Below are 14,890 nucleotides of genomic sequence, written 5' to 3'. Positions count from 1 at the left end.
GCGGCGGGTTCAGGTGCGTGGTCGCGGCAGATTTTCGCGCTGACGGCGTTCCCACAGGGTCTTGCGGCTGATGCCCAGCGCCCGCGCGAGCTCCGTTTCGGTCATGCGGTCCTGGTTCTCCTGCACGAACTGGCGGAAGTACTCGTTCAGGCTCGAGCCCCGGGGCTTGCGGCGCGTCGGGAAGGCCGGGTTGGGGTGTTCCCCGGCCGCGCCGGCGTCCGGGGCCTCCAGGCCCATGTGCTCCGGCGCGATGTGTCCATCGGGGCAGAGGACCCATCCGCGCTCCAGGGCATTGGCCAGTTCGCGCACGTTGCCCGGCCAGTCCTGGGCCTCCAGGGCATCCCGGGCCGCTTGCGTCAGGCGGGGGACCGTTCCCGATCCGGCCAGCCCCTCGAGGAAATGCTGCGCTAGCGGCAGGATGTCCTCGCGCCGCTCGCGCAGGGGCGGGATCGCCAGCTCCAGTACCCGCAGGCGGTAGTAGAGGTCGGCCCGAAAGGCCTGATCCTCGATCATGCCCTCCAGATCGCGATGGGTCGCGGCCAGCAGGCGCACGTCGACCTTCTGATTCTCGTTGGCGCCCACCGGACGGATCTCGCCGTCCTGCAGTACGCGCAGCAGGCGCGCCTGGGCCGCCGGCGCGAGTTCGCCGATCTCGTCCAAGAACAGGGTGCCGCCATGGGCGCTCTGGATCAGGCCGGTGCGGGCCTTGACCGCCCCGGTGTAGGCGCCCTGGGCGTGCCCGAACAGCTCGGCCTCCACCAGGCCCTCCGGGATGGTGGCGCAGTTGACGGCCACGAAGGGCCCCCCGGCGCGCGGGCTCAGTTCATGCAGGGCGCGTGCGGCGAGCTCCTTGCCGGTGCCGGATTCCCCCCGCAGCAGCACGGTGGAGTGCGTGGCCGCCACGCGCCGGATCTGGTCGCGCAGCCGCTGCATCGCGGGGCTGTCGCCGATCAGGCCCAGGCCCGGGTGACTGAGGGTTTCGGTCCCGGCGTCGGGCGGCTCGGGCGGGAGGCGGTCGCGCGCCTCGCGTTCGCGCAGGGCGGCGCGCAGGGTCAGCAACAGGGCGTCGTGGTCGAAGGGCTTGGCGATGTAGTCGGCCGCGCCCTCTTTCATCGCGTTCACCGCCGAGGGGACCGATGCGTAGCTGGTCATGATGACCGTGGGCGAGCGGGTGAACTCGGGCAGCAGCTCGATGCCCTCGCCGTCCGGCAGGCGCAGATCCACCAGCTGGAGGTCGTAGGGGTCGGCCGCGGCCAGGGCGCGCGCCTCGGCCAGGTTCTCGGCTACGCCGACCTCGAAGCCGTGATGCTCCAGGAACCGGCGCACGGCGCGGCGGATCGGGGCTTCGTCGTCTACGAGCAGGATGCGGGTCATCGGTCTTGGTGCGGCAGCATGAGCAGGAATCGGGCCCCACCCTCGGGGCGGTTGGCGGCCATCAGGGTACCACCGTGGTCGCGCACGATGCTGTAGGCCACCGGCAGGCCCAGGCCGGTGCCCTGACCGGCCGGCTTGGTGGTGAAGAAGGGCTCGAACAGGCGCTCCAGACTGGATTCGTCGATCCCGGGGCCGGCATCGTCGATGGTGATCTGGATGTGGCGGCCATGGACGCGCGCGGCGATCACGACCGTGGAACCCTCGGGCGAGGCCTGCTCGGCGTTGGTCAGCAGGTTGATGAAGACCTGCAGCAGCGTGGCATGCGACCCGCGGACATGCAGCCCCTCCAGGCCCATGGTGGAGAACTGCAGGTCCTTGCGCCCGGCCAGGCGCGTCAGGCGAATGGCCTCGGCCAGGAGCTCGTCCAGCGCGATGGTCTCGAAGTGCCCCGCGGACGGCCCCTCGTCGGCGTGGGCGAAGGTGATCAGGGACTGCACGATCGCATTGATGCGCCGGGTCTGCGCGAGGATGTCGTCGGCGATGCCGCGGATCTCGTCGGGATCATCCTCCAGCGGCAGGGTCTGGGCCAGCGAGGCGATCCCGGTCAGCGGATTGCCGATCTCGTGGGCGACCCCGGCGGCAAAGCGGCCGATGGAGGCCAGGCGGTCGCCGTGGGCGATCTCGGACTCGAGCTGGGCGCGCTCGGTTACGTCCTCGATCAGGACCACGCGCCCCTCCACCTGGCCATGGGCATCCTGCAGCTCGGAACGGTGCAGGTTCAGGCGGCGATTGCCGGCGGGCAGATCCACGTTCAGCTTGTACCACTGCCGGTCCGGGCTCTCGAGGAAGGCCGTCAGCAGGCCGCTCCAGGGGCTGTCGAGCCGGCCGATGTTCTGGCCCACGGCGTCCTCGGTGGCCACACCGGTGAGTTGCGCCAGCGCCTGGTTCCAGCCGGTAATCTCGCCGCTATTGGTCAGGCTGGCCACCCCCAGCGGCAGCTCGTGCAGGATCTGGCGATGAAAGCGGCGCAGGGCATCCAGTTCGGCGGCCAGACCGGACAGTGGCAGGGAACGGGTCTCCAGCTGCTCCTCGATGCGCCGCAGACTTTCGCTGAGCGTCTGGCGGCCGGCGGCATCCAGGCGCAGGTGCTGGTCGACGATCATGCGCGCGAGGACCGGCCCGAGCAGACCGGACAGGTTGCGCTCGATACGTTCGCGCAGGTGGCGCAGGTCGCTGCGCGAGCGCGTGTGCCGCGGCAGGCCGAGGTCGTCAAGTGCGCGCTGGACCTCGTGATGCGCGGCACCCGGCCCCAGGGTGGCCGCCAGGGCGGTTTCCATCTCGGTCACGTCGCCAGCCAGGGGCAGGCCGGCCCCGGCCCCGGTGGACTCGTTGGGGCAGCAGGCTCGGCCGGCCTCGATCTCCTCGCGGTTGGGGCGGGTCAGCAGCGACCCGATCACGAACAGCAGGGCGTTGATGCCCAGGCTCAGCATCAGGGCGAAGGTCCATGGGTCCAGCATCCCGGCCAGCAGCCACTGTTGCGGGTCCGGCAGTCCGGTGGCGATGCCGGCATCCGACAATAGCGGCATTACCAGGGTGAAGGCCCAGCCGGCGATGCCCGCGGCCAGTCCGAGCAGGAAGCCGACCCGAGTCGCCTGCTTCCACAGCATCAGACCGATCAGGCCCGGCAGGAGCTGGGCCACCGCGGCGAACGAGATCAGCCCCAGCTGCGCCAGCCCCTCGACCACCTGCAACAGGCCGTAAAAGGCATAGCCCAGTCCGATGATGAACACGATCCAGATGCGCCGCCCCCAGAGCAGGCGGGTATAGATGTTGGCGCTGCGTTCTTCTTCGTTCAGCCGGGTCAGCGGCGAGAGGTAGTTGGTCCCCATGTGGGCCAGCGCAAGGGTGGTCACGATCATCATGGCGCTGGCGGCGGACAGCCCGCCGATAAAGACCAGCAGCGCCAGGCTGGGCGACTCCAGCAGTCCGGCGATCCCGATGGCGTAGTAGTTCGGCGAGATGCCGAGGCCGGCCGCCTCGCCGGCCCAGTAGAGGATCGGCATCGGCAGGTTCAGCAGCAGCAGGAACGCCGGGAAGGCCCAGGCGGCGGTGGTCAGGGCCTGGGGGTTGATGTTCTCGGTAAACAGCATGTGGAACTGCCGCGGCAGCAGGAAGGCCGCGGCAAAGGCGAGAATCATCATCGCGAACCAGCCACCCTCGCGCACCGGGACGTACAGCGCATCGACCGCCTCGGGATGCGCGGCCAGCCAGTCGTCGAGGCCGGCGAAACCGCCGAACACCGCGTACAGGGCCACCGCCGCGATGCCGAGGATGGCGATCAGCTTGACGATGGATTCGAAGGCGATGGCCAGCACCAGGCCGGCGTGCTTCTCGCGCGGGGCGATGTGGCGGGCCCCGAACAGGATCGCGAACAGTGCGATGGTGGCGCTGAAGGTCAGGGCGAGCAGGTGGGGCGGGGTTTCCGCGGTCAGGACCGCGGCGGACTCGGCCACCGCCTTGATCTGCAGGGCGATGTACGGAAGCACGCCGGCCAGCATGAACAGGGCCACCACCGGTCCGGTCAGGCGACTGCGGTAGCGAAAGGCGAACAGGTCGGCCAGTGAGGTCAGTTGCTGTTCGCGGGTCACGCGCAGGATGGGGCGCAGCAGCCAGGGCGTGGCGGCGAAGGCCAGGGTCACGCCCAGGTAGATTGTCAGGTACAGATAGCCCTGTTCGGCCAGGAAGCCGAGGTTGCCGTAGAACGTCCAGGAGGTCGCGTAGACCCCCAGCGACAGGCTGAAGACCCAGCTGTTCGCCGCCAGCCGGCCGACCCGGGGGACGCGGTCGGCCAGGAAGGCGATGCCGAACAGCAGGGCCAGGTAGGCCACGCCCACCGCATAGAGCAGGCCGAGGCTAAGGGTCACGACGACCGCCCCGGCTCAGGGCCGCGATGGCCAGGATGAAGACTGCCCAGGCGGCGAACGGCCACCACCAGGCGGGGCTCAGGTGGGCGACCCAGATCACCAGCGGGCTCAGGAACAGCAGGGCCCCGAGGAGGGCGATCAGGATGGCGCGCGGGGCGTCCATGGTCAGATGTTCCCCCGTGCCGGGCCGCTGCGGGGCACGGGTTCCTGCGGGGCCTTCCGGATTGGCGCGCGGCGGGACAGCATGCGGCGAGTCTACACCGCGGCGGTGGCTCCGGGCAGCGCGGCGTGCAGCGGCAGGTATGCCGCGAGCGGCCGGCGCCGTAGCGGTTCCAGGGCCTCCGCCAGCTGGGCACCGGGCGCGTCCGGGGCCTGTCGGTCGGCAGGCGCGAGTCCGATCTGCCCCAGGGTGTCGGCGAGGTGGCGCCGCGCCGCATCCGCTCGAATCCCCGTAGCACCCGTGGCCTTGGCGAGTTTGTCGCCGCCGGGCGCGACCAGCACCGGATGGTGGGCATAGGCCGGCGGGGGGTTTCCCAGCGCCCGGTAGAGCTGCAGCTGGCGGGGGGTGGAGCCGAGCAGGTCGATCCCGCGGACCACATGGGTGACGCCCAGGTCGAGGTCATCGACCACGGTGGCGAGCTGGTAGGCCACGATGCCGTCCGCGCGACGGATGACGAAGTCACTCCCCAGGGCCTCCAGGTCGAAGGCGACCGCACCGAGAAAACGGTCCTCGATGGTCCAGTGGCGCCGGCTGGCGCGGGCGCGCAGGGCGCGGGGCTCGCGACCGGGCGGCAGGCCGTGGCGACAGGTGCCCGGATAGACGGGGCCTTCCCAGCCAGGGCGGCCGTGGGTAGCCAGGTCCTTGCGGGTGCACCCGCAGGGAAAGGCCCGGTCGGTGTCCATCAGGGTATCCAGGGCCCGCTGGTAGGCGGGGCCGCGCTGGCCTTGCCAGACAATCGGTCCGTCCCAGCCGAGGTCGAAGGCCTCGAGGGTGCGCAGAATGGCATCGGCCGCCCCCGGGCGAACCCGGGGGGCGTCGATGTCGTCGATACGCAGGTGCCACTCGCCATTGGCACTCCGGGCGTCCAGCCAGGAGATGACGGCGGCCAGCAGGGAGCCCGCGTGCAGCGGGCCGGAAGGGGTCGGGGCAAACCGGCCGACGTAGCCGTCGACCGGGGACTGCGGTTCGGGCGTGGGGGTCACGGCCCGGCCGGGATCAGGCGCGCTGCTTTTCCTTGATCTCGTCGAGCTGCTTGCAGTCGATGCACATGGTGGCCGTCGGGCGGGCCTCCAGGCGACGAATGCCGATCTCCACGCCGCAGGTCTCGCAGTAGCCGTAGTCGTGGGTTTCGATCTTGCGCAGGGCCTCGTCGATCTTCTTCGACAGCTTGCGCTCGCGGTCGCGGGCCCGCAGTTCCAGGCCGAACTCTTCTTCCTGGGTGGCGCGGTCGGCCGGATCGGCGAAGTTGGCCGCGTCCTGGCGCATGTGCCCCACGGTGCGATCGACTTCCTCCGCCAGTTCCTGGCGCCATGCCCGCAGCAGGCTGCGGAAATGGTCCAGCTGATCCGGATTCATGTACTCTTCGTCCGGCTTCGGCTCGTAGGGCGCAATGCCCCCGGCGACCATGTGCTGGGTGGAGGGCTTGTCGGTCTTTTCGTCTGCAGCCATGCGGGCTTTCTCCGGCTGGAAAAATGAGGCGCACTTAGTACCAGAGTCGGACGGGGCGGGCAAGTCCCGTGCCATGACGGTTTGCGCCCGGTCGCCTCCGGACCTGCAGGGGCTGCGAGCGGCGGGGCACTGTTTTCAGCGAGATACGAGAAGGGACCGGGAATCACGATGGCGGAATTGCAGGCACTGATCTTTGACGTCGACGGCACGCTGGCGGACACCGAGCGGGACGGTCATCGGGTGGCGTTCAACAAGGCGTTCGCGGACGCGGGCCTGGACTGGGACTGGAGTGTGGCGCGCTACGGCGAACTGCTGCGGGTCACCGGCGGCAAGGAACGCATTCGCCAGTACCTGTCGGAAGATCATCCCGAGGCTCTCGAAGAGCCGGGGATCGATGCCCGCATCCGCGAGCTGCATGCGGCCAAGACGCGTCACTACGTGGCCATGCTCGAGTCCGGCGCGATCCCGTTGCGCCCGGGCGTTCGCCGCCTGCTGGACGAGGCGGAGGCCGAGGGACTGCGCCTGGCCATCGCGACCACCACCACCCCCGAGAACGTGACCGCGCTGCTGGAGGCCACGCTGGGAAACGCGGGGCCGTACCGCTTCGAGGTGATCTCCGCCGGGGACGTGGTGCCGGCCAAGAAACCCGCGCCGGATATCTTCACCCATGCGCTGGAGGCGATGAACCTGCCCGCCAGCGCCTGCCTCGCCCTGGAGGATTCCGACAACGGGATGCGTGCCGCGTGCGGCGCCGGGCTGGAGGTGGTGGTCACCACTAACGACTACACCCGGGAACAGGACTTCGAGGGCGCGCTGGCGGTGCTGGACGGGTTCGGCGAGCCGGACGCACCGGCGAGGGTTCTGGCCGGTCCCGCGTTGCCGGGCCCGGCGGTGGATGTGGCCACGTTGCGGTCCTGGCACGCCAGCGCCCAGTCGTAGCGGGACGGGGCAGGTCAGTCGAGCTCGCGCGGAGGGATGCGCGGGTCCTCGATCTCGGTCTCGTCCAGCATCTGCGTATCCAGCATGAAGCCGATCGCGGCGTCGCTGATGCCGTTGATCACGAACTGCACGGCCAGCACTGCGAGGATCAGGCCGAAGACCTTGGTCAGGATGTCCTTCCCGGTGTCGCCCAGGTACTGGACGATATAACGCGAGTAGACCATCGCGTAGTAGCAGGCGACCATGCAGGCCAGCACGCCGAGGAACACGAGTCCCGTGTGATAGACGGTCGGGGCCTCGCTGGTCAGGATCATCACCGTGGCGATCGCGCCCGGGCCGCTCATGAACGGGATCGCCAGCGGTATCACCGAGATGTCCTCGGTCACCTGTCCCTTGTCGGCCTTGACCTCCTCGGCAGTCTCCTTCTCGGTCGCCCCCTTCTGCCGGATCATGCCGATCGCGATGCCGAACAGGATGATCCCGCCGGCGATACGAAACGCCGCCAGGGTGATCCCGAACAGCTGGAAGATCACCCCGCCCAGCAGGGCGAAGGCGAACAGCAGGGAGGTGGCGACCTTCACCGAGCGCAGCGCGATCGCCCGGCGCTTCTCCTCCGATGCGCGCGGCAGCATCGCCGTGAAGATGAACGCCGTGGTCAGCGGGTTCACGATCACGAACACCGCCAGGAAGGTAACGACCAGGTATTCGAGTAACACAAGCATGTGTTCGAGCTTAGGCCGGAACCCGCAAGGTTGCGAGGCAGGCTCGCGCAGGTGGTCGGGTCATACCGCTCGCCACGACGCTGCGCGCCTCGCGATGACGGTGCCCCCTTCGCGTCATTGCGAGGAACAACGCGACGAAGCAATCTCCATGGGAGGCCCCGGCACCGGACCGTCGCATGCGTGGGCAGGGACGGGGCCCGGTCGTTATACTCTGCGCGCATGAAGAAACGCCTGCATCCTGAATCCTTCCCGACCCTCGAGCACTTTGTCGGCAACACGCCGCTGGTGCGCCTGCAGCGCATGGCGGCGGACCTGCCGTCCACCGTGCTGGTGAAGCTCGAGGGCAACAATCCCGCCGGTTCGGTCAAGGACCGGCCCGCGCTGAACATGATCCAGGCGGCCGAGCGCCGCGGCGACATCCAGCCCGGCGATACCCTGATCGAGGCGACCAGCGGCAATACCGGCATCGCGCTGGCGATGGTCGCGGCGATGAAGGGCTATCGCATGGTCCTGGTGATGCCGGACAACATGTCCGCCGAGCGCCGCGCCTCGATGAAGGCCTTTGGCGCCGAGCTGGTGCTGGTCTCGCGCGAGGAGAGCATGGAGGGCGCGCGCGACCTGGCCGACCGCATGGAGGCCGAGGGCAAGGGCCGAGTGCTGAACCAGTTCGGCAACCCCGATAACCCGGACGCCCACTACATCGGGACCGGGCCGGAGATCTGGCGCGACACCGAGGGCACGGTGACCCATTTTGTTTCCGCTATGGGGACCACCGGCACCATCATGGGCGTGTCGCGCTATCTGAAGGAGCGCGACCCGGAGGTGCAGATCGTCGGCGTGCAGCCCACCGAGGGATCGTCCATCCCCGGCATCCGGCGCTGGCCGGAGGCGTACCTGCCGACCATCTTCGAGGCCTCGCGGGTCGACCAGACCGTGGATGTGACGCAGGCGGAGGCCGAGGACACCATGCGCCGGCTGGCCGCCGAGGAGGGCATCTTTGCCGGGGTCTCCTCCGGCGGTTCCGTGGCCGCGGCCCTGAAGCTTGCAGCCGCGACCGAGGGCGGCACCTTCGTCGCGATCATCTGTGACCGCGGCGACCGCTACATCTCCACCGGCGTGTTCCCGTCATGAGTGCCCCGGTCCTGATCTTCGATCTCGAGACCGTCCCCGACATCGACGGCGCCCGGCGCCTGCACGACTTCGACGGCCTCGACGATCACGAGGTGGCGGAGGCGCTGTTCGCCCTGCGCCGCGCGCAGGCCGGCACGGAGTTCCTGAAGCACCCGCTGCACCGCATCGTCTCCATCGGCGTGCTCTACCAGGGCGGCGACGCGCTGAAGCTCTCTGCCTTCGGGCGCGAGGGCGAGGATGGCCAGGCGCCGACCGAGGCCGAGCTGCTGCGCCAGTTCTTCGATGTAATCGACAAGCGCACGCCGCAGCTGGTCAGCTGGAACGGCGGCGGCTTCGACCTGCCGGTGCTGCACTACCGCGCGCTGGTCAATGGCGTGCAGGCCCCGCGCTACTGGGAGCAGGGCGACGACGACCGCGAGTTTCGCTACAACAACTACCTGTCGCGTTTCCACTGGCGCCATGTGGACCTGATGGACGTGCTGGCCGGGTTCCAGGGCCGTGCGGTCGCGAGCCTCGACATGATGGCGAGCCTGCTCGGCTTCCCCGGCAAGCTGGGCATGGATGGCTCCCAGGTCTGGCCGGCCTGGCGTGACGGGCGTCAGGCCGAGATCCACGACTATGTGGAGCACGACGTGCTGAACACCTATCTGGTCTGGCTGCGCTTCGAGTACATGCGCGGCAATCTGACCGACGCGGCCCTGGCCAGTCGCCAGCAGCAGCTGGCCGAGTACCTGGAGGCCAGCGGCGCGGCCCACCACCGCGAATTCCTCGACGCCTGGCAGCCGGCCGGACGCGCGGACTGATGGCACGCATCGACAAGACCCCGTTCGAGGCCACCATCGAGGAGGTCACGCTGGACGGCCAGGGGGTAATCCGCCGCGATAGCAAGGCCTGCTTCATCCACGGTGCCCTGAAGGGCGAGCGGGTGATGGCCCAGCAGACCGGGCGCAAGCGCCGTTTCGATTCCGCCGAGGTGGTCGAGGTGCTGGAGCCGGCCCCGGGCCGAGTCGATCCGCCCTGCGAGTTTTTCGGCCTGTGCGGCGGCTGCAAGCTGCAGCATGCCTCCATCGAGACCCAGCGTGCGATCAAGGAGCAGGCCCTGTTCGATGCCCTGGAGCGTATCGGCCACGTGACCCCGGAGGCCCGTTTCGAGCCGCTGACCGACACCACCCTCGGCTACCGCCGCACCGCGCGGCTGGGGGCGAAGTACGTGCCGAAGAAGGGCGGGGTGCTGGTCGGCTTTCGCGAGCGCGGCAGCCCGTATCTGGCCGAGATGGACCACTGCGAGGTGCTGCACCCGGCCGTGGGGCAGCGCATTCGGGCCCTGCGCGAGCTGATCGGCGGCCTCGAGGCGCGCGACCGCCTGCCGCAGATCGAGGTGGCGGTGGATGACGACGAGCGCGTGGCGCTGATCTTCCGCAACCTCGATCCGCTGTCCGAGGCGGACAGCGCGCGCCTGTCGGCCTGGGCGGAGGCCGAGGGCATTCAGGTGTACCTGCAGCCTGGCGGCCCGGAGACGGTGGAACCGCTGGCCGGGCCGATCGAGCCACTGGTCTATCGCCACCCGGACTACGGCGTGTCGGTCCCGTTCATGCCCACGGACTTCATCCAGGTGCATGCCGGCATCAACCGCAAGATGGTCCCGCAGGCGCTGGCCGCGCTGGACCTGCAGCCGGGCCAGCGGGTGCTGGATCTGTTCTGCGGGCTGGGCAACTTTACCCTGCCGCTGGCGCGCAGCGTGACGAACGGCGAGGTGGCCGGCGAAGTAGTTGGTGTCGAGGTGGACGACGCGATGCTGGCACGGGCGCGTGCCAATGCCCGTGACCAGGGCATTGCCAACACGCGTTACGAACGCGCCGACCTGGACGACGTTGAGGCCCTGAAGAACGCCGCATGGCTGCACGAGCGCGCCGACCGCGTGCTGCTGGACCCGCCGCGCACCGGCGCGGCCGCGGTGATCGAGGCTCTGGCGCCGCAGCGGATCGAGCGCATGGTGTATGTGTCCTGCAACCCGGCCACGCTCGCCCGTGACGCCGAGCGCCTGGTGCATCATCATGGCTATCGCCTGGAGCGGGCCGGGATCATGGACATGTTCCCGCATACCGCGCACGTGGAATCCATGGCCGTATTCCGGCGCGACTGACGCGCGTCGATATCCGAGGGGAATTGCATGCTGGAGATCGTACAAGCGGGCGGGTGGCTGATGCTGCCGATCCTGCTGTGTTCCGTACTGGCCGTCGCCATCGTGCTGGAGCGGCTGTGGACGCTGCGTCGCTCGCGCGTGGTCCCGCCGCGCCTGCTGACCTCGGTGTGGGAGCAGATGCGCACCCAGGGGCTCAAGCTCGACGACATCCAGCGCCTCCGGGCCGGCTCGCCCCTGGGCGCGATCCTGGCGGCGGGGCTTGCGACCCATGACCGGGCCCGACAGATCACGCAGGAGAGCATCGAGGAGGCCGGCCGGCGCGTTGCGCATGAGCTCGAGCGCTACATGAACACGCTCGGCACCATCGCGATGATCACGCCGCTTCTGGGTCTGCTCGGCACCGTGGTCGGGATGATCGAGGTGTTCACCGTAATCACCGAGATCGGCGTGGGCAGCCCGCGCGATCTGGCTGGGGGGATCTCCCAGGCCCTGATCACCACCGCCGCCGGTATCGGCGTGGCGATCCCGGCACTAGCCTTCCACCGCTACTTCCGCGGGCATATCGACGAGCTGGTGCTGGAGATGGAGCAGGAGGCCACCAAGCTGGTCGAGGTGATCCACGGCGAGCGCGCGGCCGGCACGGCCGAGGGCGAGGCCACGGCGTGAATTTCCGTACCCCGCGACGACAGGAGGAGCCGGGCGTCAATCTGACGCCGCTGATCGACGTCGTCTTCCTGCTGCTGATCTTCTTCATGGTCTCCACGACCTTTGACCAGCACGCGGACATCGAGCTGACCCTGCCCTCGGCCGACCGCGAGGCCGAAGCGGTGGAGCGCGCCTGGATCGACATCGTGGTGGATGCCAACGGCAACTACTTCATCAACGGCCAGGAGCTGATCAATCGCCGCGCCGAGACCCTGGAGCGTGTGCTGTCCGAGACGCGCGAGGGTCGCGAGGATGACCCGGTGCTGATCCGCGCGGACGCCAACGCCAGCCATCAGTCGGTCGTGCGAGCCCTGGACGTGGTGGGCCGCCTGGGCATTACGTCCGTGTCGATCGCCACGCTGGGCGAGGCTGCCGATGACGACTGACGAGCAGCATGCGCAGCACTTCGATTCCGGCTGGACGGTCTACCGTCGCCTGCTGAGCTATGCCTTCGTCTACTGGCCATTGCTGGCGATTGCCACGGTCGCGATGCTGGGCATGGCGGCGACCGAGGCGGGCTTCGCCGCGCTGATGAAGCCGCTGATGGACGAGTCCTTCGCCGAGGGCGAGGGCCATCCCCTGGTGGCGTGGATTCCGCTGGCCCTGATCGGCCTGTTTCTGGTCCGCGGTGTGGCCGAATTCGGGTCGGTCTATGCGATGCGCTATGTCGGGCGGCAGGTGGTCAAGCGCCTGCGCGAGGAGCTGTTCGAGCGGCTGCTGCACATGCCGGTGCAGCGCTTTCAGGAGCAGAGCAGCGGCGAGCTGATCTCGCGCGTGACCTACAACGTGGAGCAGGTGGCGACGGCCGCGACCGACGGCTTCAGTACCCTGGTGCGCGACACCCTGACGATCATCGCGCTGCTGGCCTGGATGTTCTGGCTGACGCCGACCCTGACCCTGACCATCCTGATCATCGCCCCGGTGCTGGCCGTGCTGGTGCGCGTCGTCACCAAGCACTTTCGCCGCATCTCGCACCGCCTGCAGTACAACATGGGCGACGTGACCCACGTGACCCAGGAGGTGATCGAGGGCCACCGGGTGGTGCGCATCTTTGGCGGCGAGACCTACGAGCGCGGGCGCTTCGAGGACATCAACGAGCGCAACCGCCGGCTGCATATGCGCATGGAGGGCATCAAGGCCGCCTATACCCCGACCATCCAGTTCCTGGTCGCGGCAGTGCTGGCCTTCGTGATCTGGGTCGCGACCTCGGATTTCGGCGACGACACGGTCACAGCCGGCACGTTCGTCTCCTTCCTGACCGCCATGCTGCTGCTGTTGAGCCCGATCCGCCGGCTGTCGATGATCAACGCGACCCTGCAGCGCGGTATCGCGGCCGGGCAGAATATCTTCGCGGTGCTGGACGAGACGCCGGAGCGCGACACCGGCCACGTGCCGCTGGACCGCGCCGAGGGCAAGCTGGCATTCGAAGACGTGGCGTTTCGCTACAGCGCGGACGGCCCGGATGTGCTGAAGGCCATCTCCTTCGCGGTGGAGCCAGGCGAGAACGTGGCCCTGGTCGGGCGCTCGGGCAGCGGCAAGACTACGCTGGTCAATCTGCTGCCGCGTTTCTATCACCCGACCGAGGGGCGCATCCTGCTGGACGGCCACGACCTCGAGACCATCCGCCTGCGCGACCTGCGTCGGCAGATTGCCTATGTCGGCCAGAACGTCACCCTGTTCGCGGACACCGTCGCCGCCAATATCGCCTATGGGCGCCCCGAGGCGACCGAGGCGGAGATCCGCGAGGCGGCGCGTGCCGCGCATGCACTGGAATTCATCGAGCGCCTGCCCGACGGGATGCAGACCCTGGTGGGGGAAAACGGTACCCGTCTCTCCGGGGGGCAGCGCCAGCGTCTGGCGATCGCCCGCGCCCTGCTGCGGGATGCCCCGATCCTGATCCTGGACGAGGCGACCTCGGCGCTGGACAACGAGTCCGAACGCCAGGTGCAGGCCGCGCTGGATGCGCTGGTGAGCACGCGAACCACGCTGGTCATCGCCCATCGCCTGTCCACGGTCGAGGGCGCCGACCGCATCCTGGTGATGGACAACGGCCGCATCGTGGAGAGCGGGCGGCACGAGGAGCTGATTGCTCGAGGCGGGGTCTACACCCACCTGCACCGCCTGCAGTTCCGCGAGGAGGCGGGGGATGGGGGCTGATGCCGGGGGCTACGGGGATCGTCCGCTCCCGGTCTGGCGCGCGACCTGGCGGGATTACCGCCGGGGCGATGGCAGCCGGGCACGCGCCCGGCGGGGTTTCCTCACCCCGCCCGCGGATCGCGGGCGGCTGATCTGGATCAAGGCCGGCGGCAGTCCCGAGGACGTGCGCCTGGGGATCGAGCTGCTGGGGGCGGTGCGCGACAAGCGCCAGGACGTGCGCATCGTCCTGACTTTCGAGCAGGACTACCCGGAACTCTTCGAGCGCCACATGCAGCCATTTCGCAAGGTCGGGGTGGGCTACGGCCCCTGTGACCGGCCGCGGGTGGTGCGCCGGGTGCTGCGGCGCTTTCAGCCCCACGGCATCCTGCTGGCCGGTGGCCGGGCGCCGGTCAATCTGTTGCAGGAGACCGAGGCGCCGGTGATGGCGGTGAACACCGCGCCGGCTGCCGGGGGCATGTCCCCGGTGGCCTGGCACTGGCCCGTCGATCCTGTCGCCGCCGAAGGCTGGCCGGCCGCCGCCCGCGCGCACGCGTTGGACCCGGCCGACCCCCAGGCCCGGTTCGTCGAGGCGCAGGCCGATGTGGTGCTGCGCTCGCTGGTCGGGGGCGGGGTGGAACGCCTGTGGTGGTGGCATGGCACGCCGGCGCAGTGGCTGGCCTGGCGGGCGGCCTGGGAGGCCTCCGGCTGGGGTCAGACCGACATCCTGCTGGCCAGCCTGCGTGGGGAGACGGACGCCGCCTCGTTGCCAGGTGCCGATCAGGTGGTCTCGGACTGGGACCGGTCGGCGCTCCCGCCGGGGACTATCCTGCACCTGGATGATCGGCGCTGGTTCGCGGCCGCGGCCAGTGCCGCCCATGCGGTGCATCTGGCCGCGCCGGATCGCCAGGCCCTGTGGCAGGGCCTGGCCGGCGGCGCGGCCGTGAGCCTGGGCGAGGCGCCGGCCGCGGAGGTGCCCTGTCCGGTGCTGGGCGAGCCGGACGCGGTGCTGGCGGCCTGGCAGGCCCTGCGGGACGACCCGGCCGCGCGGCGCCAGCAGGGTGACGCGGCCCGCCGACGCTTCTGGGAGGAGCGACGCCAGGTGGATGCAAATTTCGACGCCGTATTGCAGCAGGTCTGGGACTGGTAG

General features: G+C 69.5%; 14 protein-coding genes. 8 read left to right on the top strand and 6 right to left on the bottom strand.

Annotated features, from left to right (window positions below):
• Positions 1-9: 9 nt before the first annotated feature.
• From D107_RS0111320 to dksA, 5 genes are all read right to left on the bottom strand, one after another.
• Entirely contained in the window at positions 10-1,374 is a 1,365-nt protein-coding gene (locus tag D107_RS0111320; protein WP_018878578.1) for a sigma-54 dependent transcriptional regulator, read from the bottom strand.
• The gene (locus D107_RS0111315) at positions 1,371-4,298 is read right to left on the bottom strand and encodes a sensor histidine kinase (RefSeq protein WP_018881505.1); all 2,928 of its coding nucleotides are present in this window, start codon (positions 4,296-4,298) and stop codon (positions 1,371-1,373) included. Before D107_RS0111315 ends, D107_RS0111320 begins: the two co-directional genes overlap by 4 nt.
• Complete coding sequence (locus tag D107_RS14130; protein WP_018866931.1) at positions 4,288-4,461, bottom strand: hypothetical protein; 174 nt, start codon at positions 4,459-4,461, stop codon at positions 4,288-4,290. Before D107_RS14130 ends, D107_RS0111315 begins: the two co-directional genes overlap by 11 nt.
• A 92-nt stretch (positions 4,462-4,553) precedes the next feature.
• Positions 4,554-5,501, bottom strand: coding sequence for a tRNA glutamyl-Q(34) synthetase GluQRS (gene gluQRS, locus D107_RS0111305; RefSeq protein WP_018881504.1), 948 nt, complete (start codon positions 5,499-5,501; stop codon positions 4,554-4,556).
• Positions 5,502-5,514: 13 nt separating this feature from the next.
• On the bottom strand, positions 5,515-5,967 hold the full coding sequence (gene dksA, locus D107_RS0111300) for an RNA polymerase-binding protein DksA (RefSeq protein WP_018866929.1): 453 nt from the start codon (positions 5,965-5,967) through the stop codon (positions 5,515-5,517).
• 168 nt (positions 5,968-6,135) lie between these two features.
• Here dksA and D107_RS0111295 point away from each other — a divergent pair, with 168 nt between their 5' ends.
• Positions 6,136-6,906 (top strand): HAD family hydrolase, encoded by a 771-nt coding sequence (locus D107_RS0111295; RefSeq protein WP_018881503.1) that lies wholly within the window; start codon positions 6,136-6,138, stop codon positions 6,904-6,906.
• Positions 6,907-6,920: 14 nt separating this feature from the next.
• Here the strand turns inward: D107_RS0111295 and D107_RS0111290 are convergent, their stop codons facing one another.
• Positions 6,921-7,628 (bottom strand): MarC family protein, encoded by a 708-nt coding sequence (locus tag D107_RS0111290; RefSeq protein WP_018881502.1) that lies wholly within the window; start codon positions 7,626-7,628, stop codon positions 6,921-6,923.
• A 219-nt stretch (positions 7,629-7,847) separates the two neighbouring features.
• Here D107_RS0111290 and cysM point away from each other — a divergent pair, with 219 nt between their 5' ends.
• Genes cysM through D107_RS0111255 form a run of 7 tightly spaced genes read left to right on the top strand, consistent with a single transcriptional unit; the run spans position 7,848 to position 14,890 of the window.
• Positions 7,848-8,759 (top strand): cysteine synthase CysM, encoded by a 912-nt coding sequence (gene cysM, locus D107_RS0111285; protein WP_018881501.1) that lies wholly within the window; start codon positions 7,848-7,850, stop codon positions 8,757-8,759.
• Entirely contained in the window at positions 8,756-9,562 is an 807-nt protein-coding gene (locus D107_RS0111280) for a 3'-5' exonuclease (protein WP_018881500.1), read from the top strand. Before cysM ends, D107_RS0111280 begins: the two co-directional genes overlap by 4 nt.
• Positions 9,562-10,902 carry a 23S rRNA (uracil(1939)-C(5))-methyltransferase RlmD gene (gene rlmD / locus D107_RS0111275; protein WP_018881499.1) on the top strand — a complete coding sequence of 447 codons (1,341 nt, stop codon included), beginning with the start codon at positions 9,562-9,564 and terminating at the stop codon, positions 10,900-10,902. Before D107_RS0111280 ends, rlmD begins: the two co-directional genes overlap by 1 nt.
• Before the next feature lie 27 nt (positions 10,903-10,929).
• On the top strand, positions 10,930-11,568 hold the full coding sequence (locus tag D107_RS0111270) for a MotA/TolQ/ExbB proton channel family protein (RefSeq protein WP_018866923.1): 639 nt from the start codon (positions 10,930-10,932) through the stop codon (positions 11,566-11,568).
• Positions 11,565-11,993 carry a biopolymer transporter ExbD gene (locus D107_RS0111265; protein WP_018866922.1) on the top strand — a complete coding sequence of 143 codons (429 nt, stop codon included), beginning with the start codon at positions 11,565-11,567 and terminating at the stop codon, positions 11,991-11,993. The genes D107_RS0111270 and D107_RS0111265 overlap by 4 nt, the downstream gene beginning before the upstream one ends.
• Complete coding sequence (gene msbA / locus D107_RS0111260; RefSeq protein ID WP_018881498.1) at positions 11,983-13,764, top strand: lipid A export permease/ATP-binding protein MsbA; 1,782 nt, start codon at positions 11,983-11,985, stop codon at positions 13,762-13,764. Before D107_RS0111265 ends, msbA begins: the two co-directional genes overlap by 11 nt.
• Positions 13,754-14,890, top strand: a complete 1,137-nt coding sequence (locus tag D107_RS0111255; RefSeq protein WP_018881497.1) for a glycosyltransferase N-terminal domain-containing protein — start codon at positions 13,754-13,756, stop codon at positions 14,888-14,890. The genes msbA and D107_RS0111255 overlap by 11 nt, the downstream gene beginning before the upstream one ends.

Source organism: Thioalkalivibrio sp. ALE30 (genome assembly GCF_000377465.1).
In the GTDB taxonomy this organism is placed as follows: domain Bacteria; phylum Pseudomonadota; class Gammaproteobacteria; order Ectothiorhodospirales; family Ectothiorhodospiraceae; genus Thioalkalivibrio.
The sequence above is the reverse complement of the archived record's forward strand: the minus strand, read 5'-3'. Positions and strand labels throughout refer to the sequence as shown.

What these genes read in the sequence shown, in the direction of transcription:
- D107_RS0111320 (WP_018878578.1), bottom strand. Translation starts at nt 1,374, where the DNA reads ATGACCCGCATCCTGCTCGTAGACGACGAAGCCCCGATCCGCCGCGCC.
- D107_RS14130 (WP_018866931.1), bottom strand. Translation starts at nt 4,461, where the DNA reads ATGGACGCCCCGCGCGCCATCCTGATCGCCCTCCTCGGGGCCCTGCTG.
- dksA (WP_018866929.1), bottom strand. Translation starts at nt 5,967, where the DNA reads ATGGCTGCAGACGAAAAGACCGACAAGCCCTCCACCCAGCACATGGTC.
- D107_RS0111295 (WP_018881503.1), top strand. Translation starts at nt 6,136, where the DNA reads ATGGCGGAATTGCAGGCACTGATCTTTGACGTCGACGGCACGCTGGCG.
- D107_RS0111290 (WP_018881502.1), bottom strand. Translation starts at nt 7,628, where the DNA reads ATGCTTGTGTTACTCGAATACCTGGTCGTTACCTTCCTGGCGGTGTTC.
- cysM (WP_018881501.1), top strand. Translation starts at nt 7,848, where the DNA reads ATGAAGAAACGCCTGCATCCTGAATCCTTCCCGACCCTCGAGCACTTT.
- D107_RS0111280 (WP_018881500.1), top strand. Translation starts at nt 8,756, where the DNA reads ATGAGTGCCCCGGTCCTGATCTTCGATCTCGAGACCGTCCCCGACATC.
- rlmD (WP_018881499.1), top strand. Translation starts at nt 9,562, where the DNA reads ATGGCACGCATCGACAAGACCCCGTTCGAGGCCACCATCGAGGAGGTC.
- D107_RS0111270 (WP_018866923.1), top strand. Translation starts at nt 10,930, where the DNA reads ATGCTGGAGATCGTACAAGCGGGCGGGTGGCTGATGCTGCCGATCCTG.
- msbA (WP_018881498.1), top strand. Translation starts at nt 11,983, where the DNA reads ATGACGACTGACGAGCAGCATGCGCAGCACTTCGATTCCGGCTGGACG.
- D107_RS0111255 (WP_018881497.1), top strand. Translation starts at nt 13,754, where the DNA reads ATGGGGGCTGATGCCGGGGGCTACGGGGATCGTCCGCTCCCGGTCTGG.